The sequence below is a fragment of the Paenibacillus sp. JMULE4 genome (assembly GCF_013337105.1).
GTDB classification, from domain to species: Bacteria; Bacillota; Bacilli; order Paenibacillales; family NBRC-103111; genus Paenibacillus_G; species Paenibacillus_G naphthalenovorans.
The window spans coordinates 24,197-47,033 of record NZ_SGWF01000014.1; the positions used below are offsets into that span (position 1 = coordinate 24,197).

22 protein-coding genes, 1 pseudogene and 1 other annotated feature are annotated in these 22,837 nt (G+C 51.7%); of the genes and pseudogenes, 1 reads left to right on the forward strand and 22 read right to left on the reverse strand.

From position 1 onward, the window contains the following. Nucleotides 1-44: 44 nt before the first annotated feature. Genes EXW96_RS12980 through lspA form a run of 3 tightly spaced genes read right to left on the reverse strand, consistent with a single transcriptional unit; the run spans nt 45 to nt 2,706 of the window. The gene (locus EXW96_RS12980) at nt 45-1,214 is read right to left on the reverse strand and encodes an aminotransferase A (protein ID WP_174350704.1); all 1,170 of its coding nucleotides are present in this window, start codon (nt 1,212-1,214) and stop codon (nt 45-47) included. 16 nt (nt 1,215-1,230) lie between these two features. Next, nucleotides 1,231-2,181 carry an RluA family pseudouridine synthase gene (locus EXW96_RS12985; RefSeq protein WP_137670507.1) on the reverse strand — a complete coding sequence of 317 codons (951 nt, stop codon included), beginning with the start codon at nt 2,179-2,181 and terminating at the stop codon, nt 1,231-1,233. A gap of 3 nt (nt 2,182-2,184) precedes the next feature. Then, nucleotides 2,185-2,706 carry a signal peptidase II gene (gene lspA / locus EXW96_RS12990; RefSeq protein ID WP_074726955.1) on the reverse strand — a complete coding sequence of 174 codons (522 nt, stop codon included), beginning with the start codon at nt 2,704-2,706 and terminating at the stop codon, nt 2,185-2,187. Nucleotides 2,707-2,817: 111 nt separating this feature from the next. On the opposite strand from lspA, the gene EXW96_RS12995 reads away from it, so the two are divergent. Then, complete coding sequence (locus EXW96_RS12995) at nt 2,818-3,582, forward strand: TraR/DksA C4-type zinc finger protein (protein ID WP_174350705.1); 765 nt, start codon at nt 2,818-2,820, stop codon at nt 3,580-3,582. A 56-nt stretch (nt 3,583-3,638) separates the two neighbouring features. Here the strand turns inward: EXW96_RS12995 and ileS are convergent. From ileS to EXW96_RS13090, 19 genes and pseudogenes are all read right to left on the reverse strand, one after another. Beyond that, a pseudogene (ileS, locus tag EXW96_RS13000) lies at nt 3,639-6,406 on the reverse strand (isoleucine--tRNA ligase). A 56-nt stretch (nt 6,407-6,462) separates the two neighbouring features. Further along, nucleotides 6,463-6,736: a binding site (T-box leader), on the reverse strand. A gap of 120 nt (nt 6,737-6,856) precedes the next feature. After that, complete coding sequence (locus EXW96_RS13005; protein ID WP_054818078.1) at nt 6,857-7,336, reverse strand: DivIVA domain-containing protein; 480 nt, start codon at nt 7,334-7,336, stop codon at nt 6,857-6,859. Nucleotides 7,337-7,430: 94 nt separating this feature from the next. After that, the gene (locus EXW96_RS13010; RefSeq protein ID WP_074730235.1) at nt 7,431-8,084 is read right to left on the reverse strand and encodes an IS66 family transposase; all 654 of its coding nucleotides are present in this window, start codon (nt 8,082-8,084) and stop codon (nt 7,431-7,433) included. Then, nucleotides 7,999-9,024 carry a transposase gene (locus EXW96_RS13015; protein WP_083351442.1) on the reverse strand — a complete coding sequence of 342 codons (1,026 nt, stop codon included), beginning with the start codon at nt 9,022-9,024 and terminating at the stop codon, nt 7,999-8,001. The genes EXW96_RS13010 and EXW96_RS13015 overlap by 86 nt, the downstream gene beginning before the upstream one ends. Nucleotides 9,025-9,121: 97 nt before the next feature. Beyond that, nucleotides 9,122-9,901 carry a YlmH family RNA-binding protein gene (locus EXW96_RS13020; protein ID WP_062407674.1) on the reverse strand — a complete coding sequence of 260 codons (780 nt, stop codon included), beginning with the start codon at nt 9,899-9,901 and terminating at the stop codon, nt 9,122-9,124. A gap of 45 nt (nt 9,902-9,946) precedes the next feature. Beyond that, on the reverse strand, nt 9,947-10,216 hold the full coding sequence (locus EXW96_RS13025; protein ID WP_062407672.1) for a YggT family protein: 270 nt from the start codon (nt 10,214-10,216) through the stop codon (nt 9,947-9,949). A 20-nt stretch (nt 10,217-10,236) separates the two neighbouring features. Continuing rightward, nucleotides 10,237-10,662 carry a cell division protein SepF gene (locus EXW96_RS13030; RefSeq protein WP_062407670.1) on the reverse strand — a complete coding sequence of 142 codons (426 nt, stop codon included), beginning with the start codon at nt 10,660-10,662 and terminating at the stop codon, nt 10,237-10,239. A gap of 30 nt (nt 10,663-10,692) precedes the next feature. Then, nucleotides 10,693-11,376 (reverse strand): YggS family pyridoxal phosphate-dependent enzyme, encoded by a 684-nt coding sequence (locus EXW96_RS13035; protein WP_171005934.1) that lies wholly within the window; start codon nt 11,374-11,376, stop codon nt 10,693-10,695. Nucleotides 11,377-11,459: 83 nt separating this feature from the next. After that, on the reverse strand, nt 11,460-12,332 hold the full coding sequence (pgeF, locus tag EXW96_RS13040; protein WP_174350706.1) for a peptidoglycan editing factor PgeF: 873 nt from the start codon (nt 12,330-12,332) through the stop codon (nt 11,460-11,462). A 133-nt stretch (nt 12,333-12,465) separates the two neighbouring features. Further along, complete coding sequence (locus EXW96_RS13045) at nt 12,466-12,765, reverse strand: YlmC/YmxH family sporulation protein (RefSeq protein WP_062407664.1); 300 nt, start codon at nt 12,763-12,765, stop codon at nt 12,466-12,468. A gap of 146 nt (nt 12,766-12,911) precedes the next feature. Further along, a complete protein-coding gene (sigG, locus tag EXW96_RS13050) occupies nt 12,912-13,694 on the reverse strand; it encodes an RNA polymerase sporulation sigma factor SigG (RefSeq protein ID WP_054818100.1) in 783 nt (260 codons plus the stop codon). 171 nt (nt 13,695-13,865) lie between these two features. After that, on the reverse strand, nt 13,866-14,588 hold the full coding sequence (gene sigE, locus EXW96_RS13055; RefSeq protein WP_062407662.1) for an RNA polymerase sporulation sigma factor SigE: 723 nt from the start codon (nt 14,586-14,588) through the stop codon (nt 13,866-13,868). Nucleotides 14,589-14,739: 151 nt separating this feature from the next. Continuing rightward, complete coding sequence (gene spoIIGA / locus EXW96_RS13060; protein ID WP_054818074.1) at nt 14,740-15,648, reverse strand: sigma-E processing peptidase SpoIIGA; 909 nt, start codon at nt 15,646-15,648, stop codon at nt 14,740-14,742. Between the two features lie 235 nt (nt 15,649-15,883). After that, nucleotides 15,884-17,008 carry a cell division protein FtsZ gene (gene ftsZ, locus EXW96_RS13065; protein ID WP_174350707.1) on the reverse strand — a complete coding sequence of 375 codons (1,125 nt, stop codon included), beginning with the start codon at nt 17,006-17,008 and terminating at the stop codon, nt 15,884-15,886. Nucleotides 17,009-17,056: 48 nt separating this feature from the next. Beyond that, the gene (ftsA, locus tag EXW96_RS13070; RefSeq protein ID WP_062407658.1) at nt 17,057-18,301 is read right to left on the reverse strand and encodes a cell division protein FtsA; all 1,245 of its coding nucleotides are present in this window, start codon (nt 18,299-18,301) and stop codon (nt 17,057-17,059) included. Nucleotides 18,302-18,484: 183 nt separating this feature from the next. After that, a complete protein-coding gene (locus EXW96_RS13075) occupies nt 18,485-19,276 on the reverse strand; it encodes a cell division protein FtsQ/DivIB (protein ID WP_174350708.1) in 792 nt (263 codons plus the stop codon). A gap of 102 nt (nt 19,277-19,378) precedes the next feature. Then, a complete protein-coding gene (gene murA / locus EXW96_RS13080; protein WP_174350709.1) occupies nt 19,379-20,647 on the reverse strand; it encodes a UDP-N-acetylglucosamine 1-carboxyvinyltransferase in 1,269 nt (422 codons plus the stop codon). 15 nt (nt 20,648-20,662) lie between these two features. Next, nucleotides 20,663-21,568, reverse strand: coding sequence for a UDP-N-acetylmuramate dehydrogenase (gene murB / locus EXW96_RS13085; RefSeq protein ID WP_054818072.1), 906 nt, complete (start codon nt 21,566-21,568; stop codon nt 20,663-20,665). 194 nt (nt 21,569-21,762) lie between these two features. Further along, nucleotides 21,763-22,836, reverse strand: coding sequence for an undecaprenyldiphospho-muramoylpentapeptide beta-N-acetylglucosaminyltransferase (locus EXW96_RS13090; RefSeq protein WP_174350710.1), 1,074 nt, complete (start codon nt 22,834-22,836; stop codon nt 21,763-21,765). Nucleotide 22,837: the final 1 nt, after the last annotated feature.

Here is a 22,837-nt window from a genome sequence, read left to right on the forward strand (position 1 = left end):
GTATCGCGGGGCTTCTTATCAACATTGTTAAATGATGTTCATTTTTATCTGCCTTGCTGCTTAACGAACTTTTCCAGCCGTTCCATCCCCTGCTCCAATACTTCCATGCTGTATGCATAGGAAATACGGACATATCCTTCGCCATAAATGGAAAAGGCATTGCCGGGTACAACAGCCACTCGCTGCTCTTCCAGCAGCTTCATTGTGAAGTCCATGGATGACAACCCGAACCGCTCGATGGAAGGAAATAAATAAAAAGCTCCCTCCGGTCTGTCCAGCTCAAACCCCATGCCAATCAGCCGGTCATACACATAATCGCGCCGCTTCCGGTATTCTTCTTTCATCGGCTGCGCATCGTCCATTCCCGAGGTCAACGCCTCTACCGCGGCATACTGGCTGATCGAACTGGCGCAGGTGACATTATATTGATGCACTTTGACCATGTGCTGCGACAAATAAGCGGGCGCCAGCGTGAAGCCGATCCGCCAGCCGGTCATCGAATGCGATTTGGACAATCCGTTGATCACGATCGTTTTGTCCCGCATGCCCGGCAAAGCGGCAATCGACCGATGAGGCGCGTCGTAAATCAGCTCGCTGTAGATTTCATCGGATATGACGAAAATATCCCGCTGCGCAAGCAGCCGCGCCATCTCCGACAGCTCCGTTTCCGACAGGACGCGACCTGTAGGATTGGACGGATAGCACAAGATGATGCATCTCGTCTTCCCGGTGATATGCGGCTCCAGCAGCTCCGCCGTCAGCTTGAAGCCGTTGGCCCGTGTATCCACGTATACGGGAACGCCCCCGCACAGGCGAACCAATGGCTCATATCCCGGATAAATCGGTCCGGGCAGAATCACCTCGCTGCCTTCGTCCAGAATCGTACGCAGCGTAATATCGAGCGCTTGACTTGCGCCCGTAGTTATAATGACTTCATCCGCCGCACCGTACGTTAACCCGTACTTTTTCTCGATAAAAGCGCTGGCTGCCTGTCTCAGCTCCAGAATACCCGGATTAGGGGTATAAGTGGTCCGGTGGTCTGTAATAGCTTGCTCGGCAGACCGCAAAATATGCTCCGGCGTCGGAAAATCGGGCTGGCCGATCGTGAGTGTGATCGCATCCTTATAGGTCGCCACCAGATTGGATATTTTGCGGATGCCGGATATTTGAATGTCCTTGACTCTCGGATTAACTAGACGCTCTAAATGCTCCATGTCCGTTTCTCTTCCTCTACCTTGTTTTTAATACTTCGAGTACGCTCACCATATCCTCCGGCATCGGAGCTTCAAACTGCAGTGATTCTCCCGTCCGCGGATGCTCGAAACCAAGCACGGCGGCATGAAGCGCCTGGCCTTCCATATGGACTCCCCTGCTTTTCGACGGGCCGTAAACCGGATCGCCCACCAGCGGGTGGCCGATAAATTTCATATGTACCCGAATCTGGTGCGTCCTCCCCGTTTCCAGCTTCAGCTCGAGCAGGGTGTAATCCTTGAAACGTTCGATGACGGCAAAATGAGTGACCGCATGCTTGCTGTTTCGTTCCGTAACCGTGTACAGCTTGCGATCCTTCGGATCGCGGCCGATCGGAGCATCCACCGTACCATTATCATGGGGCACGTTCCCATGAACAAGCGCCAAGTATTTGCGGTTCACCGTATGAGCCTTCAGCTGCTCGGCAAGACTATTGTGGGCCAGATCATTCTTGGCCGCCATCAACAGCCCCGACGTATCTTTATCGATGCGATGAACGATCCCCGGACGCATGATGCCGTTAATACCAGACAAATCCTTGCAGTGGTAGAGCAGCGCATTCACCAGCGTCCCTCCCGGATGTCCCGGTGCCGGGTGCACAACCATCCCGCGCGGCTTATTGACCACAATCACATCGGAATCTTCGTAGACGACCTCAATCGGAATGGCCTCCGGCGCCAACTCCAGCTCCTCAGGCTCCGGCATCATCAGCACAACGGTATCTCCATCCGACAATTTATAATTGGGCTTTACGGTCTTTCCATTGACGGTGACATGTCCGTCTTTGACCCACTGCTGCACCTGTGTACGGGATACTTCTTCCTCCAATACTTCCGTCAGGAACTTATCAATTCTTTCTCCCGCTTCTTCAGGCTCGGCAATCCATTCAAACCGGTTGTCCGAGGATTCACGTTCTTCCCCTATGCTCATGATTTACGCATCTCCGCCTTCCGTATTGCTTTGTGCATTTTGTTTGCTTTCCTGACGCCAGCTGATGAACGAATCTACGAAAATCAGTACAACGCCGATGACAATGGCCATATCGGCCACATTAAAAATCGGATAAGTATAATCTACAGGAGTACCGAACCAGTTAAATTGAAACCGGAACATCAAAAAGTCAACCACTTCACCGAATAACGCCCGATCGATAAAATTGCCAAGTGCGCCGCCAAGCAGCAGGCTCAAAGCAAACGGGAGCAGCTTTTTGCCTTCCTTTACCGTTTTTTGCAGGTACCAGATCACTCCTACGGCAACACCGATCGTGATCACAATAAAAAACCAGCGCTGATCCTGCAAAATGCCAAAGGCGGCGCCGCGGTTCCGATGTGACGTGATCTGAAAAAACTCGCCGATGACTGAACGAACTTCTCCCAGCGCCATTTGGCTGACAATGATCCATTTGGTTGCCTGATCCAGCAGCAGCACGATCAATGCGTAGATGTAATATTTCAACGTACCAGCTCCTTTATCCGTTTCCGTGCTAACAACGATTCCCTTGCCTAAGAACAGCCGGAACCGTGAAAAATAACGTTACTTGCGATTGTGTAAAAAGGAGGCTACTCAATGACGAGCGGACCCGTACCATCCCATTCGCTTACAGCGCAGCAGCTTCAGGAATTGACGAACACGCTGCGTGAAGAGAAGCATTGGCTCGAAGAGCATTTGCAAGACGGCGAACATTTCGGTTTGGGCGACGAGATGCGTGTCCAAACCGGTGATCTGTCCACCAATGACAACCATCCCGCCGATTTGGGCACCGAGATGTTCGAACGCGGCAAAGACATTGCGCTGCTCGAGAACGCCGAGCGTCATCTGTCCGACATCAAAGAGACGCTTCAACGTATTCAGGACGGCACTTACGGGGTATGCCGAACATGCGGCGCGCCGATTCCGTTCGAACGTCTGCAGGCGGTCCCGACAGCAGCTTACTGCGTCGATCACGTACCGGATCCGCACGCGTCCGACCGTCGTCCGGCAGAGGAGGAGCTGCTGGCTCCGCCTTTCGGACGCACCAGCCTTGACGAGCTTTCCAAAGAGAATTCATTCGACGGCGAGGACGCCTGGCAAATTGTAGAAAGCTGGGGCTCGTCCAACTCTCCGGCCATGGCCGAGAACCCGAATGAAGCGGACAGCTATAACGAAATGGAAATCGAGGCCGATGAAGCCGTCGGCTATGTGGAACCGTTCGAAAGCTTTTTGGCCACCGACATGTACGGTCAGCATGTCACTGTTGTCCGCAATAAAGCTTATAAAGATTATATGCGAAGCGGTGAAGGCTATGGGCTGCTTGAGCCGGATCGAACCCTGGAGGACGAGGATAAGTCCTAGAAATAACGAGCTTATCCTTGGGTTTGATTTCCCTCGGATCAGCTCGTTGATCTGTTTTACGCTTCTACACCCGACTCCAAAACTTCGGCACAACGTTTGCAAAGCGAAGGATGCGTTTCATGATGGCCGACTTCCGGCGTGACGATCCAGCAGCGTTCGCACTTCTCGCCTTCCGCTACGGAAATGCTCACCGACATGCCTTTATAGGCATGAGCGTCCTCCGGAATCGCAGCGCCGGCCTCATGCACATGTACGGCCGATACGATAAACAGCAGATCCAGCCGGTCGAAGCCGCTCAAAAACTGCTGCGTCTCCTGATCCGGGTACAAATGAACCGCCGCGCTGAGCGAATTTCCAATCAGCTTAGCCTTACGGGCCTCCTCAAGCGACTTCAGCACGTCGTCGCGCAGTTCCGTGAACTTCTCCCACTTCTCTTCCAGCTGGCCGTCAAACAAGCTTCTGTCCACCTGCGGAAGCTCTGCGATTTGTACGCTGGGCAGCTCTATTCCGGGGATATAGTTCCAAACCTCATCGGCCGTATGCGGCAAAATCGGTGCGATCAATTTAGTTATTGCCGTGAGGGCATCATATAATACGGTTTGTGCCGCTCTTCTTTGCGGATCCTTCGGCGCGCTCGCATACAGACGATCCTTCAGAATATCGAGATAGAAGGCGCTCATCTCCACCGCGCAGAAATGGTGCACAGCCTGATAGACCACATGGAATTCATAGTTGTCGTATGCTTCGATGACACGTTCTGCCATCCGGTGCAATCGCACCAGCGCATAACGATCCAGCTCGTTCATTTGATCCACGCTTACCCGGTCTGTCGCCGGGTTGAAATCATATAGATTCCCGAGCAAGAACCGGAGCGTATTACGGATTTTGCGGTATCCTTCGGAAATTTGGTTCAGGATGTTATCCGAGATGCGCACGTCCGACTGGTAATCCGTAGACGATACCCACAAACGCAAAATGTCGGCGCCCAGCTTATTCGATACCTGGTTCGGATCTACCGTGTTGCCCAGCGATTTGGACATTTTGCGGCCTTCTCCATCCAGCGTAAAGCCATGGCTCAAAATTCCTTTGTACGGTGCAGAGCCCTTGACCGCCACCGAAGTAATCAACGAGGAGTTGAACCAGCCGCGGTATTGGTCCGAGCCTTCCAGGTACAGATCCGCAGGCCACTGCAGCTCTTCGCGCGTTTCCAGTACAGCGGAATGGCTTGAACCGGAATCGAACCAGACATCCATAATGTCGGTTTCCTTGCGGAAATGATCGTGCCCGCATTTCGGACATACGGTCCCGTCCGGAAGCAGCTGTTTCTCATCCTTCAAGAACCAGGCATTGGAGCCTTCCCGTTCAAAAATCAATGCCACATGCTCAATCGTCGCTTCGCTGACCAGGGGCTCGCTGCAGCTCCGGCAGTAGAAAATCGGGATCGGAACGCCCCAGGCGCGCTGCCGTGAAATACACCAGTCTCCACGGTCGGCAATCATGTTATGCAGGCGGGTTTCCCCCACTCCGGCGTCCATTTGAGTCTTTTGATTTCATCCAGCATGGCCTGGCGGAATCCGTCGACAGACGCAAACCACTGTTCCGTAGCACGGAAAATCACCGGTTTTTTCGTCCGCCAATCGTGCGGATATTGGTGCTGGATCGTGGTCATATGAAGCAGATGCCCGGATTCCTGCAGCTTCTCCGTGATGATCTTATTTCCTTTTTCATAAAACAGCCCTTCAAAGCCCGGGGCCTCCGAAGTAAAATGCCCCTGATCATCTACAGGACAAAGCACGCCGAGGTTGTATTTTTGCCCGATCACAAAGTCGTCCTCGCCGTGGCCCGGCGCCGTGTGCACACATCCGGTACCGGCATCTAGCGTTACGTGCTCGCCAACCATCACAAGTGAAGTACGGTCATAAAACGGATGCTTGCAGAGTACATATTCCAGCTCGCTTCCCTTTAGGGTGGACAATACCTTAACATCGGTCCAGCCGATTTCCTTGGAGACAGCTTCCAGAAGTCCTTGGGCCAGCACATATTTTTTGCCGCCGGTTTCCACCAGAGTATAATCGAAATCCGGGTGAAGGCTGATCCCCAGGTTAGCGGGAAGTGTCCATGGCGTTGTGGTCCAGATGACGATGGACGCATCCTCCGGAAGCTTGCCCTTACCGTCCTTCACTTCAAAAGCAACATAGATCGAAGTGGACGTTTTGTCTTTGTACTCGATTTCAGCTTCCGCCAGGGCGCTTTCGGACGACGGAGACCAATAGACCGGCTTCAACCCTTTATAGATATAGCCTTTATTCACCATTCCGCCGAAAACGCGGATTTGCTGCGCCTCATACTTCGGCTGAAGCGTGATGTAAGGGTTGTTCCAATCCCCGCGGATCGAAAGACGCTTGAACTGGGCCTTTTGCTTTTCAACCCATTCCAAGGCATACGCTTTACAGTAGTCCCGGAATTCGGGCACGCTCATCTTCTTCCGGTCAACCTTGCCGCTGTTGGCAATCGCCTGCTCGATCGGCAGCCCATGCGTATCCCAGCCGGGCACGTAAGGAGCGTCATAGCCCTGCATCGTTTTGAAGCGGACGATAATATCCTTGATGATCTTGTTTAACGCATGACCTATATGAATATCGCCGTTCGCATACGGCGGGCCGTCGTGCAGTATAAACTTCGGTTTGCCTTTACGGCTCTCCTGAACCATACGATAAATGTCCATTTCTTCCCAGCGCTGCTGCATCTTCGGTTCGGCCTGCGGCAGATTTCCGCGCATCGGAAAATCGGTCTGCAGCAGGTTCAATGTTTTGCCATAATCCATTGCCATTGCACCATTCACTCCTTACTTGATATAAACGCAAAAAAGACTTCTTATCCCTTAGGGACGAGAAGTCTCGCGGTACCACCCAAATTAAGACACAAACGAATACAGGGCGATCGCTTGACCATTCAAGCCAGCCAACCTGCCCTTTCACCGAAGCGTCTTCGCTCCATGATCGATAACGGGATCAGCCGATGCTCTTTACTTCTAATCGGTTCAAGAGATGCTCATGGGTGATATTCCTTCGCCGCCAAAGTCCGGGCTCGCACCAACCCCCGGTTCGCTGACATCAGCTTGACGCCAAGTACTCGTCCCAATCATCGCTTTCACTCATGTTCACTTATAGAGTGGAGTATAGCGGAAATCAGCGGCGGCGTCAACATCCGAGTGCAGCTCCGGTCAAAAACAGGCATGAACCCGGGTGCAGCCGTATATGTCACTGGCTTTGCTTTATGGCTGCTCTACTTCCATGCGTTCGAGAGAAGTCCAGTCTTCTTTGCTGAGCAGTTCCAGCTGCGCCTCAATCAGCGTGCGGAAACGCGTGCGATAAATCGACGCCTGTTTTTTCAGCTCCTCGGTTTCCATGGCGATTTTGCGTGTCTTCGAGAGGGCTTCGTTGATGATGCGGTCTGCATTCTTCTCCGCTTCCTTAAGGATCAGCTGCGCTTCCTTCTTCGCATTCGTCTTGACTTCATCGGCCGCTTCCTGCGCGACGATGATGGTCTTGCTTAACGTTTCTTCAATGTTGGCAAAATGATCCAGCCGTTCTTGAATCGCGTTCAGCTGATTCTGCAATTCTTTATTTTCACGGATTAACACTTCATAATCCTTGATCACCTGATCCAAAAACTCATTGACTTCATCCTCATCATAACCGCGAAATGACCGTTTGAATTCCTTATTATGTATGTCGAGCGGGGTTAAAGCCATTGTTGCACCTCCTGCAAATTTAGCAACCAACCTAATCACGTATTGCTATATTCGACAATTGACTGCAATTTCCTGCAATCGCAAACAAAAAAAACTACGACTGACCAATTAACGCACAATATTTATTTTCAGCGTTTTGAAGGTATTTTTCTGGATTGCTTCTGAAACGTCTTCGTTTAGCTCCTTCCGACAAACGAGATGCCCAACGTTGACGTTCCGCTTGGAAGGTTTGGTACTTCACGTTTTGGAGCCGTTTCACAAGGTCTTTTTGCTGAAGCGCATCGTCGACGAACACGACCATTTCGCCGCTGCGGAGAATGTATTCGTTCCAGCTTCGTAACCCGGTCATACGCCGGTGGCGGGTCTTGGTACGGCGAAAAAACCGCTCGTGATCGTTGTTGGTTCGCGGAACGTGGGGATGATCGTAGCAAGTAAACAAGCCTTTCCAAAATCCTTTGGTATAGCTCATCAAGTTGGCAACCATCGGCTTGTCGTACTCTTCGGTGTAAGCTTGTTCGACCCATTGAAGCAGATGCTGTAGATGAAACCGAACCGAATCACTGCTTTTATCCGCGTCGGGATTCAGGATATCGGCCACGTGATTGAGCGGCAGCGCCCAACGCTTGACCTCTTCGTAGGCTTGCTGAAATTCTTTAAGTTTATTAAATATTCTGACGACGTTTTTCAGCAGCGAGGTCCCCTTTTTTATCCAGGCATCTTTGGAGGGAAGCCTGAATGGCTTGTGCATTCTCGTAAATCCGAATCCCCGGCAGATCTAGCGGCGGGTTTCCATCTTCGAGCAACAACGAACGAACAGCTGCGACGTAATCTTTGGCAACTTCGGCTTCTGCCGAATCGTCGTTCTCAATTTTCTTTTCGATCTCACGGATTCCGCGGAGGCTTTTCTTGATCCCGGTTTTGAGCTTGCGGTCCAAGTCGACAACTGGTTTGGCGATGTCCTTGAGGTAATGGTACTGGCAGTACTGATAGGGAACATCCGGCAACAACGACTCCATGGATATGCGGATGGACTGCTGCCCATCCGTCACGATGCCGATGATTGGAAAGCCTAACTCGATGATCGGCGTGATGAGCTTCTTCAATTCCTCAGCCGAGCCGCTTTTTAGGTTTTGAGCGGCCAGAATGGTACCGCTGAAGACTTCTCGAATGACATACAGCGTCTCATTCCCTTTCTCCGGTTGCACGCCGTCCATGGAGATCATGATGCCACCATTGTCTTGAACGACTTGCTTTAGAACGTCCTTCACGTGATCCGTTACACTGGCACGGAGCAAGGTCAAATATCGTTCGTACAGTCTTTGAGAGTTCCGCTCTGAGGTGGCAACCCCGCGGCAATTTAACTCCTCGGTAATTTCCGTAATGGTCATATGATGCTTGAATCGCAACTGGCCGACCAACGCCAGCACATCGAAACCGTAAGAGGTATGTTTCATGCACAACGAATCGGCTTCGACCGATTTGTAGTAGGCTTTTGGATAAGCGCAGTCGACATTCGGGCAGTGATATGCCATGTTCCATACTTGGATAACGCCGTTCAACGTGATGATGTTTTTCTTCCAAGCGGTATGATGTCGCTTGAGCTTCGTCCCGCAATGAGGACAATGTTGAACCTCCGCACGAAAGTAAATTTTCTTTTCCGGGATAACGCGATTTTTGGGTAAGGGCATCAACGAAAACCTCCGTCAAATTTAGCTATTAACTATTTCGACAGAGGCTTTGGAAATCCTTGTTAGTTAATTGGTCAGTCGTAGAAAAAAAATCGGCTTAAGCATACTTGCCGATTTTCACGCGGTACCTCCCCTTTTTGGTCACACCCTCGACCTCAAGCAGCTTGAAGCGTCCGAAGCCCTGAAGAGATACGACATCCCCTTGTTTTAGCGGCTTGCTCGGATCTTCCACCTGCTTCCAGTTAACCTTGCACCGCCCCGCTTTAATCGGGATCAGCACTTTGGCGCGACTCAACCGGTATACATCACTGACAATACCGTCCAGGCGCAGTGAAGCGACCGACAGGCTCATCTCGTCCAGCTTGACCTCTGTGCTGATAAGACGGTCCAAAGGCAGCAGCTCGGTTTGCACATGCACACGATGGACAGCGTTCAGGTTCAGCCGGATATAATCGGCGACCTCGGCGGCGGCGAGAAAATGGCAGCCGTCCGGTCGGACATAGATGTCGCCCACCTTATCGCGCTTGATGCCAAGCCCTAAGATCGCTCCCATATAGTCCCCGTGATCGAGCTGCTGCAGCTTCTCGTCGGGCGAAGTCACTCCGATCAGGCGAATGCCCATGTCTTCGTCGTCCAATACGCGGTAATCCGGAGCGATGAATGCCCGTTTGCGCTCGGCGCCGGGATGGCCTCCGTCAAAGCGCACGTGAACATCTGCACTCCGGTTCACCAGCGACGTAACGATAAATGCCTGGCGCGGGTCCAAAAAATCGGTAAGTTTGACAGCGTGCTGCTCCGCCCGCTCCACCCATTCGGCCGCTTTGTCCACAAACCGGTGTTCATCCGGATGGAAGTGGGCATAAATATGTTCATTCATTCGTCAAAATCTCCTTCGACTCCATGCACCGTTCCGCCCGATGACTTAAAAAATAGCGGACACGATCGCGACAATCCCTTCGCCAACGAACCGGAGTGCAATCAGCGCCACGATCGGAGAAATATCGATCATCCCGCCAATGGGCGGAATAAAGCGGCGGAAGATGCTCAAATACGGCTCGCACAGCTTTCCCAGAAATTCTCCGATAAAGCTTTCCCGCGCATTCGGCAGCCAGGAGAGCAGAACATAGGCGATGAGTACGTATTGGTAGATATCGACCAGAGTGCGTATGTAACCCTCAATCAAGCTGTTCACCTCGTTTTGTTTAGTGGGGGCTATCCTTCGTCATGATTCATGGTTTCCGAGATCGAACCGTGAATTTCTACGGTATCCGGAGTACACAAAAAGATGTTGGGGCCAATTTTCGATATCGAGCCGCTCAGTGCGTACACGGTTCCGCTCAAAAAATCGACGATCCGGGTCGCCTGGTCCGGACGAACGCGATGCAAATTGACCACCACCGGACGCCGGTAGCGCAAATGATCGGCAATTTCCTGCGTCTCTTCATAGGTGCGCGGCTCGTTCAGCACGACCCGGACATTTTTTTGCGAGTGAATGCTCACAACGTTCCCCTTATGTTTACGTGTATCCTGCGCCGGGGTTTCAACTTCTTCATGCTGTTCTACGATACGTTCGCGCTCCACTACTTCTTCTTCTTCCTGCAAACCGATTAAATTCATGAATTTGTTCATGACGCCCATGTCCACTCCTCCTTCGTGTTTCTTACAGCCTCACTCTTTTCCCACCAGAATAGAACCGAGACGCACCCAAGTCGCCCCTTCTTCAACCGCGACTTCAAAGTCGTTGGACATCCCCATCGATAGGTGACCGACTTCGTAATCGAGCAATGCTTCCCGATTCAGTCGATCGCGCCACTCTCTTAACCCCCGGAATACGGGACGGGTTTGCTCCGGCTCCGTCTCATAAGGCGCCATTGTCATTAAACCTGCAATTCGGATATGGCGATATTCGCGAATTTCTTTGACGAAGTCAAACAGCGCTTCCGGCTCCAGACCGTATTTGGTTTCTTCCCCGGAGACGTTAAGCTGGATGAAGCACGGCATCTCCATTCCCAGGGAAGCCGCTTTCTTTTCTATTTCTTTGGCAAGCGACAGCCTGTCCAATGAATGAATGTAGGCGAACCGGCCGACAACATCCTTAACTTTATTCGTTTGCAGATGGCCTATGAAATGCCAGGTCCCCCGATCGCCGAAAGCTTCCCATTTGGCCGCGGCATCCTGCCAGCGGTTTTCTCCGATATCGGTCAGCCCTTGCTGCAGAACCTGCCCCGTTGCAGCCAGCGACACGTACTTGGTGACGGCGATGATCCTCACCTCTTGCGGATCTCTTCCCGCCCGCGTGCACGCCGCAGCAATCTTTCCTTTTACCTCGTTTAAGCGAGCTTGCAATTCCAATGTCATTGTAAAGATTCACCTACCTCCCGGCTTGCGTCAAGCGTGAGTTCAAAAGCCCCGAATGGGAAGATCCTCAAACCGGCTTATTCCCGCAAACCGATCCATGCGGCCATGCGGCCCGTTGACCCGCCATTCTTGCGGTGCGAGTAAAACAGATCGAGCCGACAGCTTGTGCATAAACCACTTATTTCGATATTTGATGGCAAAATTCCTGCTTTTATCATAATTTGTCGGTTTATTTGTTGCAAGTTTAAATTATATTTTCCGTTCGGTTTTCGGGTATACAGCGGAGGGACTTCCCCTATGGCTTCATCTTTGTACCTCAGCCCCGGCTCTCCGATCACTTTGTCCATCCGCACAATGACTGCATCGTCCACTTCATAGCAGCACATGCCAATGGAAGGCCCGATGGCCGCCTTCAGCTCGCGGGGCTTTGTGCCATATGCGGCGCTCATCGCCTCAGTAACGGCCTTGGCAATCTCCAGCGCCGTCCCTTTCCAGCCCGCATGAGCCAATCCTACAGCCTTATGTACCGGATCATAAAAGTACAGCGGCACACAATCGGCAAAAAGTGCATGCAGGTAAACTCCCGGCTCGTTGGTAATAAAGCCGTCTTTGTCCTGCAGCGCTCCTTCTCTGGAATCATGGCCCGCTCCACGCTGCCGCCTCGTTACCACTTGGACCTCTTTGCCGTGCACCTGCTCTGCGTAGGTACAGGACTCAAAAGGCACGGCAAGCGCTCCGGCCAGCCGTCTGCGGTTCTCCACCACATCCTCCGGAGCATCCGCCACATGGAGCCCGCAATTCAAGCTGTCATAATCCCCCCGGCTGACTCCGCCAATCCGTGTCGTAAATCCGGCGGTCAGCCTGGGATTTAAGCGCATAAAACCGGTAAGCAGCAGCAGTCCGCAGCCATTATCGGCCTTGCCAAGTACGAAAGGCTCCGACGTTTGCATCAACATCCATCCCCCTGCTGTCAGAATATTAACAAGTATACACGAAACGGAAAAAAAGAGCATCCTGTTCTGCTGTCAGCCGGGACAGGAATCCTTCAAACCAGTTTCCTAAGCCTCCATGATCCGGTTCCGTTTAATCGCGGTGCTGCCGATAATATTCATAAGCAAAATTCGTCTCGTCATGCCGGCGGTAGCTTGGAATATCCTCCAGCTTGACCAGTACGACATCCATTCCGATCTTCACAATGTTTTCCCACGGTATGATCACATCCCCGCCGCCGCTAAGCAGGCCGAAAAAACGCGTTCCGTTCGGCACCACGACGGCATCAATCCGGCCATGCCACAAATCGAGCTCCAGGTCGCTGATCTGCCCCAGCTTTTTGCCGTCTACAATATTGATGACATCCTTCATTTGAAGGTCGGATATTTTCATGCTGTTATCCACCACCGTGAAGACTTGGTTATTTGAACCAGCCTTTTTTACTATATATATGAGAAACCTCTGCAAAATACCTTATCGGCACAAAAAAAGACCGTTCCCTTCATCGGGGCAGGTCGGATTTTCGATCGAAAGTCATTTTAGTTTTTAACGTGCTTTTGCATTTGCGAGATCGCCGACTTCTCCAGCCGCGATACTTGCGCCTGAGAAATGCCGATCTCGTCGGCCACCTCCATCTGGGTCTTCCCGTCGAAAAAACGCATGGACAATATCATCTTCTCACGGTCATTGAGCTTGTGCAGCGCCTCCCGAAGCGCGATGCCTTCGATCCAGGAAACGTCTTTATTGCGGTCATCGCTGATTTGGTCCATGACATAGATCGGATCGCCGCCGTCATGGTAGATCGGTTCGAACAACGATACCGGATCCTGAATAGCATCAAGCGCGAATACCACATCCTCCTTCGGTACGTTCAGCACCTCGGAAATTTCATATATCGTCGGTTCGCGCGAATTTTGATTCGTAAGCTGATCCCTTACCTGCAGCGCTTTATAAGCGATGTCACGCAAGGACCGGGAAACTCGAATCGGGTTGTTGTCCCGTAAATAACGGCGAATTTCACCGATAATCATCGGTACCGCATACGTTGAAAACTTCACATTTTGGCTCAAATCAAAATTATCAATCGCCTTCATCAGTCCAATACATCCTACTTGAAACAGATCGTCGACAAATTCCCCGCGGTTATTGAAGCGCTGAATCACACTCAGCACCAGCCTGAGGTTGCCGTTGACTAATTTCTCTCTTGCAGATCGTTCATGATTCGTTTGCAGCTGAACGAAAAGTTCACGCATTTCCGCATTGGTCAAAACCGGAAGCTTAGCCGTATCGACGCCGCATATTTCGACTTTGTTTCGGGTCACCGCGATTACCTCCCAAGGAGAAACATTACTGTTAATTATCTCCTGGGGACGCATTTTTATGCGCAAGCCTACGACCTCCCGACGCGCCTGCGGGGAACACCAAATCGACCAAAGTCATATCCCGCAAGGAAGATTTCGCTTTCACGGAAAACGAAAAATTTTTTTACCAGTTTACACCATTTTGTTGAATTCTTTGCGCAGCCGCTTAATAATGCGTTTTTCCAAACGGGAAATATAGGACTGTGAAATGCCCAGCATATCCGCTACATCCTTTTGTGTCTTTTCCTGGCCGTCTTGCAAACCAAAACGCAGCTCCATGATGATCCGCTCCCGTTCCGACAGCTTATCGAGCGCTTTATGCAGCAGCTTACGGTCTACCTGCTCCTCGATATTGCGGTAGATCGTATCGTTCTCGGTTCCAAGCACATCGGACAGCAGCAGTTCATTGCCATCCCAATCGATATTCAAAGGCTCGTCGAACGACACCTCCGTACGGATCTTGCTGTTGCGGCGCAGGTACATTAAAATTTCATTCTCGATACAGCGGGATGCATAGGTGGCCAATTTAATCTTTTTTTCCGGGTCGAACGTATTTACGGCCTTAATCAAACCAATCGCACCGATCGATACGAGGTCTTCAATGTTAATCCCGGTATTCTCAAATTTGCGTGCGATGTAAACCACGAGCCGGAGATTTCGTTCAATCAGCATCCCTCGTATGGCCGCATCACCGGACGGAAGCTTCTCCAGCAAATATTCTTCCTCTTCACGGGTAAGCGGGGGCGGAAGCGCTTCGCTTCCTCCGATGTAGTATATTTCTTCTCCCTTTAACCCCAGCAGCAGCAAAAGACGGAAATACGCGATCTGCATCATCAGCTTCCACTTGACTAACATATTAAACCTTCCTCCTACCCTGAATGTCTTCTCAGGTTGGCCGTCCCGCTCATCTGTGCATTCGTCTGGTGTTTCCGAGCGATATGGCCACCTAATCGGTACAGTTGATTTATGCGGACCGGGCGAGAACCGGGACGACCGTTCCTGAAAATCAAGGCCGGTCAATTTCCATAAGCGCAGGATGAATGATGGCTTGATAGGCATTGTCTGAGCTGAGCCTCCCGCCGTCCAGACCGATCAAAACCTTCGTCGCCTCGATCTGTTTGCCTTCAGTTGTGATGACGACCCGATCCGGTTTGATCGCCAGCATAAATTGCGTACTGCGGTTCACCCCCCGATAAGGGACCAGCCGAAGCCGATCCTGCCATATAAAAGGCTCCGTTCCGATCAACGAAACCAATTGATCGACTTCCGCACGCCGGATTTTGGCCATCCACGTTTCCGGCAAGTGCTCTCCCCATTGTGCGGCCTCCATCACCATTACAGGCGTCTTGGTTAAGGGGTCGTACAGCTGATTTCCCGTATCAATCAGTCCGGTACAGCTGGAAGCATAATCGTCGATATGTACATCCACTTTCACTGTAAACGCCGCCAGCTCCTGCTTCCGCCTGAGCGCCTGCGTCACCTGCCGATAAATCCATACGGTAAAAGGGATCGAAAACAGCAGCAGCGGGAGCGTCACCTTGAGATCACGGCTGATCAAAATCCCTTGCACAAATTCGCCCGACGATTGCCAAAAGTAAACACACCCGACAACCCCGCCGGCCGCAGCAAAATTAATAAGGTAAAAGGCTCCGAGATTTCTGACAAAATGCTGTAATCCTCCAAATCCGAATGCCGTGAGCAGCATCAGCAAGGACAACACAAACTTGACCGCAAACGTGTATAAGAACGATAACGGCGGGAAAAACAGCAGGATGGCGTAGCTGCCGCCGATCGCCGCGGAAAGCGCGAGTCTCCACCAGCGAAAGCTGAGCTTGCGCGACCAGGCTGTCGTCCATAGCAAAATGCCGTCAATCAACACGTTAAACAGGAAAATGACATCGATATACACGATCATTTCCCGTAACCTCCTGCCATCTGCCCCTTCTCCGTCGCGAATGAGACAAGTATATAGCAATCCTATTCCAAAGTCTGTCTAAACATGCCGATAGCGGGTGACTTTTTTTGTCGTATAGCGGAAGGGTATGAAAAGTTCGCCAAGAGAAAGCAAGAGCTAGGGGTAGTCACGCTGGAATAAAAAAAGCCGCCTCTTATGCAGAGGCGACTGCTCGTTAGTACCTGAAATATTGAATTTACTTGTCAAAACCGCCCCGGTTGCGATTACGCAGGAAAGCGGGAATATCCAACTGATCTCCGGAGGGTTGTCCTCCGAAAGGCCGAAGATTACCCAATCGGGAATCCGACGGTTCCTGTTGAACATTGCCCGTTCCGGCAGGCTTTCTTGCGCCGGGATTTGCCGCAGGCTTGTCCTCGAAGCCGGTGGCAATCACCGTTACCATAATCTCATCCTTCAGGGATTCATCGATGACGGCGCCAAAAATCATGTTGACCTCCATATCGGAAGCGGACGCTACGATATCGGCCGCTTCATTCACTTCATACAGCGACAGGTTGATCCCGCCGGTAATGTTCATCAGCACGCCGCGCGCGCCGTCAATGGAGGTCTCCAGCAGCGGGGAACAGATTGCTTTCTTTGCCGCTTCAGCCGCACGGTTCTCGCCCGTGGCCACGCCGATCCCCATCAACGCGGAGCCGCGCTCCGTCATGATCGTCTTCACGTCAGCAAAGTCCAGGTTAATCAGACCGGGAACTGCGATCAAGTCGGAGATCCCTTGAACCCCTTGACGGAGCACGTTATCCGCTTCGCGGAACGCTTCCAGCATCGGAGTCTTCTTATCGACAATTTCAAGCAGACGGTCATTCGGAATAACGATCAGCGTATCGACCTTTTCTTTCAAGGCCGCGATCCCCTGTTCCGCCTGTATGTGCCGTTTGCGCCCTTCAAACGTAAAGGGTCTGGTAACGACACCTACGGTTAAAGCGCCGCATTCTTTAGCGATTTCGGCAATGACCGGCGCTGCGCCGGTTCCCGTGCCGCCGCCCATTCCGGCTGTAACGAACACCATATCGGAACCCTTCAGGGCGTTCAAAATCAGTTCGCGCGATTCCTCCGCCGCTTTCTTGCCTACCTCGGGATTCGCTCCCGCTCCGAGACCGCGCGTCAGCTTATCCCCGATCTGCAGCCTTTGCTCCGATTTGGCAAGATGCAGAGCCTGAGCGTCCGTATTGACGGTAATAAACTCGACGCCCCTCACTCCGTTGTCGATCATTCGGTTGACGGCATTACTGCCGCCGCCGCCGACGCCAATGACTTTTATTTTCGCTAACTGGTCCATGTCCATGTCAAATTCAAACATACTAGCGTCTTCCCCCTCATTAGGCTTTCATCGTGCAAGCTTTTTCGATCATATAAATTCGCTTAACCAGTTTTTAAACCGTTCCATGGCCGATGGCTTTTGCTCTTGACCGGAAGACGTCTTTTTGCTGACCAGCTTTTTCACGCCGGTGTTTTGTTTGGAGCCGCGCAAATATTTGGATGCGTATTGAATAATCCCTACTCCGCTTGTAAATGCGGGATCCCGAACGCCGATATAATCCGGAACGGCGATTCGGACAGACGATGCCAGCTCCAATTGCGCGACAGCCAGCACCCCGGGCAAAGAAACGGTCCCGCCGGACAATACATACCCGCCCGGCAAATCACTGAATCCCAGCCTTAGCACTTCCATCTTTATCAAATGAAATATTTCCTGTACGCGCGGTTCGATAATATTCGCCAAATCGACCTGTGAGTACTCCTTGTCCACATTGCTGCCGAGACGGTTCACCTTGAACACTTGATCATCAGCCGCATGTTCCACCATGGCGCATCCAAATTTCTGCTTGATTTTCTCGGCGATATCCGCTTGCGTCCTGAGCCCGTATGCAATGTCATTGGTGATATACTCGCCGCCGATCGGAAGCGTGGTTGTCGCAACCAAATTGTTTTCATTAAACACAGCAATGGTGGTTGCTCCCGCACCGATATCCACCAATGCGGTGCCAATCGCCTTCTCATCCTTGGACAAAGCCAGATGGCCTGCGGCCAGCGATAAAAGCACCAAGCCGGCTACCTTCAGACCTGACTTCTCAACAACGCGGAGCAAATTATGAATGGCTGTTTTGGTGCCGGTTATAATCGTCGCTTCCACTTCCAGCCTTACGCCGATCATGCTTCTGGGATCATGAATTTGATCCGTGCCATCCACCACGTATTGATTGGGGACAACACCGATAATTTCCCTCTCGGGAGCCAAAGGAATGACCCTGGCGGCTTGAATGACACGTTCTATGTCATCATCCCCGATTTCACGGTCTTCATTTGACACGGCCACGACGCCATGACTGGACTGCAAAGAGATATGATTGCCGGAAATACCAACATACACTTCCGCTATTTGAATGCCCACCATCCGCTCCGCATGATCCACCGCACTTCGAATCGATTGCACCGTTTGGTCGATATCAACGATTGCTCCCTTGCGGATTCCCTGCGAGTCGGCAGATCCAACTCCAATTATATTAATGGTGCCGTTAACGACTTCCCCAATAATAGCACGAACTTTGGATGTACCGATGTCCAAACTAACAATGATGTCATTGCTGCTCAACCTGTGGCACCTCCTGTGATATGTAATGTAAACGAGCCTTGGCCAGCAAACCTCCTGTAGTTATTCCACACAGCTCGTTCGTTTCCTCTTTTTCTCGCAATTTTTTTCGGAATAAGCGCATAAAATATACCATAATTACAATTCTATCATTTTTTTGTAAGGTTGAGTAGCCGGATTTTTCAATTATTGGCTTGGAGCCGAGGTATTGGCGTCTCCCTCTTTTCTGCCCTGTTCGAACGGTAAAGGCGTGTGGGAATCGGCTTCCAATAACCTCAATACTCCGCCTGACTGGTTATTTTCTTTTAAATTAGCAATATACGTGTTTAAATGTATGATTTTTTCCGGCAGATATCCTATCGTGGTCTGAACTTCGAATTGCGAGCGGGTATACATCTTAATTTTGTCCGGATACGATGAACTCGGGTCGGGCTTGATTTCCGATACGTCGGCAAAATAAGCAGCGGACAGCTTGGACATCGCAAGGCAAAGCTGGGTCTTGAGCGGATCATCCTTGCCCCAGCCCGTTAACAACGGCTTGTCCGGCACAAATCCCTGAAGCGTCACCGGAACCACGCTGGCATCCGCAAGCAGCGCTTCGATGCGGCCGTCCTCACCGATTTGATAGGCCACCTTCGGGTATTCCTTTATTTCGATCAAAATCCGCCCGGGAAAATGCTTGGACACCTGCACGGATTCTATCATTCTTAAGGCTTTGACCTTCTCTGCAATCCCGCTGGAAGAGACAGAGAAAAAATGGTCCCCCGGCTTTACCGCGGCGGCTGCCTTGACGTCTTCCGCAGACACAAGCTCTTGCCCTTGAACTTCGATTTCCGTAATCTGGCTCAGCGATGATTGAAAGAACAGCACGAGAAGCAGCGTAATGAAGAAAACGAAAAGAAACAGAAGCAGCCTTTTGCTGCTGCGGTTTCTCGGTGCAGGTTTTTTGATGACCGGAAGCCTGTCTTCTGAAGTCATGGAAATCCTCCCGAGCTCAGGAATAATATGTAAACCGCTGAATTCCCTTCCCGCAGGGGAAAAGGGATATTTCAACGGTTATGGTCATATGGATGAATATAGCTACTCCGCCCTAACGGGAGTAATCCGTTCAATACTGGCACCCAAAGCGCTCAGCATGTGCTCGATATGCTCATATCCGCGATCGATATGGTGAATCTGCTCGATGATCGTCGTTCCTTGGGCGGCAAGGCCTGCAATGACCAGTGCGGCGCCCGCACGCAGATCGGTTGCCTCTACCGTGGCCCCGTACAACCTCGATACCCCGCGGATAAACGCCGCATTCAGATCCACCCGAATATCCGCACCCATGCGCGAAAGCTCATCGACATGTTTGAATCTGCCCTCAAACACGGTTTCTTTTACAATGCTGGCGCCGTCCGCCAAGCTCAACAGTACCATAATTTGCGACTGCAGATCCGTCGGGAATGAAGGATAAGGAGAAGTGACGACCCACCCTACGGCTTTGGGCCGGGCTTTGGCACATATGTTCATTATATCACCGTTAATCGTGATTTGAACACCTGCCCTCTTCAATACGTGAATCGCGGAGGTCAGATGAGAGGGATTTACCCTCTCCAACGTGACGTTGCCTTTTGTAACCGCAGCGGCAATCATCAGCGTTCCGGTTACGATCCGGTCAGGGATAATCCGATAAGAACAAGGAATCAATTCGCGAACGCCTTCAATCGTAATCGTATCGGTACCGGCGCCGATAATTTTGGCGCCCATGGCATTCAAAAAATTTTGAAGATCCTGGATTTCGGGCTCTCTGGCCGCATTGGTGATCGTGGTCATTCCACGAGCCTTCACGGCGGCCATCATAATGTTCTCCGTAGCCCCTACGCTCGGATAATCGAGCACGATCTCCGCGCCCTCAAGCTCATCGACCGTGCAAACGATTTTGTTGCCGCTCTCCTCAATGCTTGCCCCCATGGCAGCCAATCCCTGCAAATGCAGATCGATCTTTCGTTCTCCGATGGCACAGCCTCCGGGTTGATAAAGCTCCACTTTCCCCAGACGGGACAGCATCGGACCCATAAGGAAAATAGAAGACCTCATCTGGCTCATCAGGCTCTCGGGAATGTGAAACTGATGAACGCCATTTGTGTTCACAATGACAGCATCGCCCTTAAGCTCGGCTTGACAGCCGAGGGCACGCAAAATACCCAACATAACATGGATATCGGACAAATCGGGCACATTTTGAATCATTATTGTACCTTTTGCCATGATGCTTGCCGCAAGTATGGGCAGTGCAGCGTTCTTTGCGCCGTGAATTCTGATGGCTCCCGATAGAGGTTTCCCGCCTTCGATAACCAACTTTTCCAAAGTCCCACCTCCGATTTACCGCTCACCCACCACCAATACTTCAGGTACAAGACGAACTCCGAACCGCTCCGAAACGGCATTTCGCACTTGTTCGATCAGGGTGAGCACGTCGTGGGCTGTCGCTTGCCCGGTGTTGACAATGAAGTTGGCGTGCAGTGGCGATACTTGGGCGTCACCGACCCTTAAGCCCTTGAGTCCGGCCTCTTCAATCAGCTTTGCGGCATGATGCCCTTCCGGGTTACGAAATACGCTTCCCGCGCAGGCAAGCTGAAGCGGCTGCGTTCTCAGCCGCCTGTCTTTATAGGCTGCCATGGCCGCTGCGACCTCCTTCCGGTCCCCATAGCTAAGCTTAAAGACAGCTTCCGTCACAATCCCCGGATTCGTGTGCAGAATCGAATGCCGGTAAGCGTACGCCAAATCATCTTTTTGCATCGTCACCAACTCCCCTGTCGGGAGCAGCACTTCAACCCGCTGTAAAATGCGCGACACATCCGACCCATGCGCCCCGGCGTTCATGTAAACGGCGCCTCCCACGGTTCCCGGAATGCCTCCGGCAAACTCCAACCCGGTCAATCCTTGCTTGCCTGCCATGACCGACAGTTTGATGAACGAATATGCGCCGCCGGCAAAGGCGTACTCTCCTTCGAAACGCACGGTCTCCAGCGCATGCCCCAGTTTGATCACGACCCCCCGGATGCCTTTATCGGTTACAAGCAGATTAGAGCCTCGGCCGAGCGCAATCCATGGGATATCGTGCTGATGGAGCAGCTTAACGGCGCTGATCAATCGGCTTTTGTCCTGCGGAATGAGCAGGACATCGGCCGGACCGCCGATTTTCCATGTGGTATAAGGGGCAAGCGGTTCGTTCAATCGAACTTCACCATACGATCCTTTCAGCAATTCTGTTATGACCTGTTGCATGGGAAAACCTCCTTCACAGAACGACAAGACGATGGGCTTCCGGTACATCCCCGGAAGCACGAGAGCCTCAGGCCATGCGCCTCTTTTGTCTTTTATCGCACATTGCGGCATGCGGCTTCGTCAGGTGTCTGTCACGGTTATAGTGTAGTTTATGTGAATCACTGCAGAGTGTGACAAATGCCCAGGCAAATTTGTCATGCTTCAGGCAACCGGCAAGCTTCGATCAGCTCTACAATCCTTTGAGTCCCGTTGCCGAAGGGGTTGCCGGACATTTGCTCTTGTATGCGGACGCGTTCTTCATAAAGATCGGAGACGGCGGATACTAACGTTTGCGGGGAAAGGTTTTCCTCATAAAGCACTTTGCTGTAACCCATCTTACGGAAAGATTCCGCATTCAATATCTGGTCTCCCCGGCTGGCCTCGCGGGACAGCGGGATCAGAAGCATAGGCTTGCGGAGCGCCAAAAACTCAAAGATGGAAGTAGATCCCGCCCGGGAGATGACCAAGTCCGCACAAGCCAGCAAATCGGGCAGCTCGTCTTTCACATATTCGAACTGCCGGTAACCCGGTACCCCGTCCAGGGAAGGATCGGCGTTGCCTTTACCGCAGATATGGATAATTTGAAATTGTGTGAGCAGCGTCTCCAGCGTTGCTCTGAGCGCTTCGTTAATCCGCTTGGATCCCAGACTGCCGCCCATCATGAGCAATACAGGCTTATTAGAGTGAAAATCACACATTTGAAGTCCACGGGAAGCTTGGCCCTGCAAAATTTGTTCGCGAATCGGCAGTCCGGTGCATACGGCTTTGCGGCTGCGAATATGCTTAAGCGTCTCGGGAAAGGTAACGCAAATGCGAGAAGCAAATGGCAGGGAAATTTTGTTGGCGAGCCCCGGCGTCAGGTCCGACTCGTGGCAGATCACGGGAATGCCATTCAGCCTGCATGCCAGAATGACCGGAACGGTCACGAATCCCCCTTTGGAAAATACAATATGAGGCTTGATTTTTCGAAGCAGACGATAGGCTTGCCCAATGCCCAGAAGCACTTTAAACGGATCTTTCGCATTCTTCAGATCGAAATAGCGCCTGAGCTTTCCGGAAGCGATATGATGGAACGGAATGCCCTCGTGATCGATGATTTCTTTTTCAATACCGTCACGGGAACCTATATATTCAATCTCCCACCCCTGCTTGCGCAGCTCAGCCATCACCGCCAAATTCGGCGTGACATGGCCGGCCGTTCCGCCGCCGGTGAAGACGATTTTTTTCATG

Excerpts from the sequence above, each read along its gene's own strand:
- EXW96_RS12980 (WP_174350704.1), bottom strand. The coding sequence starts at position 1,214 with ATGGAGCATTTAGAGCGTCTAGTTAATCCGAGAGTCAAGGACATTCAA.
- EXW96_RS13090 (WP_174350710.1), bottom strand. The coding sequence starts at position 22,836 with ATGAAAAAAATCGTCTTCACCGGCGGCGGAACGGCCGGCCATGTCACG.
- murB (WP_054818072.1), bottom strand. The coding sequence starts at position 21,568 with ATGCAACAGGTCATAACAGAATTGCTGAAAGGATCGTATGGTGAAGTT.
- EXW96_RS13030 (WP_062407670.1), bottom strand. The coding sequence starts at position 10,662 with ATGGGCGTCATGAACAAATTCATGAATTTAATCGGTTTGCAGGAAGAA.
- EXW96_RS13015 (WP_083351442.1), bottom strand. The coding sequence starts at position 9,024 with ATGCCCTTACCCAAAAATCGCGTTATCCCGGAAAAGAAAATTTACTTT.
- spoIIGA (WP_054818074.1), bottom strand. The coding sequence starts at position 15,648 with ATGATCGTGTATATCGATGTCATTTTCCTGTTTAACGTGTTGATTGAC.
- ftsZ (WP_174350707.1), bottom strand. The coding sequence starts at position 17,008 with ATGTTTGAATTTGACATGGACATGGACCAGTTAGCGAAAATAAAAGTC.
- EXW96_RS13010 (WP_074730235.1), bottom strand. The coding sequence starts at position 8,084 with ATGCACAAGCCATTCAGGCTTCCCTCCAAAGATGCCTGGATAAAAAAG.
- EXW96_RS12985 (WP_137670507.1), bottom strand. The coding sequence starts at position 2,181 with ATGAGCATAGGGGAAGAACGTGAATCCTCGGACAACCGGTTTGAATGG.
- sigE (WP_062407662.1), bottom strand. The coding sequence starts at position 14,588 with ATGTTAGTCAAGTGGAAGCTGATGATGCAGATCGCGTATTTCCGTCTT.
- EXW96_RS13005 (WP_054818078.1), bottom strand. The coding sequence starts at position 7,336 with ATGGCTTTAACCCCGCTCGACATACATAATAAGGAATTCAAACGGTCA.
- EXW96_RS13020 (WP_062407674.1), bottom strand. The coding sequence starts at position 9,901 with ATGAATGAACATATTTATGCCCACTTCCATCCGGATGAACACCGGTTT.
- EXW96_RS12995 (WP_174350705.1), top strand. The coding sequence starts at position 2,818 with ATGACGAGCGGACCCGTACCATCCCATTCGCTTACAGCGCAGCAGCTT.
- EXW96_RS13045 (WP_062407664.1), bottom strand. The coding sequence starts at position 12,765 with ATGAAAATATCCGACCTTCAAATGAAGGATGTCATCAATATTGTAGAC.
- EXW96_RS13075 (WP_174350708.1), bottom strand. The coding sequence starts at position 19,276 with ATGACTTCAGAAGACAGGCTTCCGGTCATCAAAAAACCTGCACCGAGA.
- pgeF (WP_174350706.1), bottom strand. The coding sequence starts at position 12,332 with ATGCAAACGTCGGAGCCTTTCGTACTTGGCAAGGCCGATAATGGCTGC.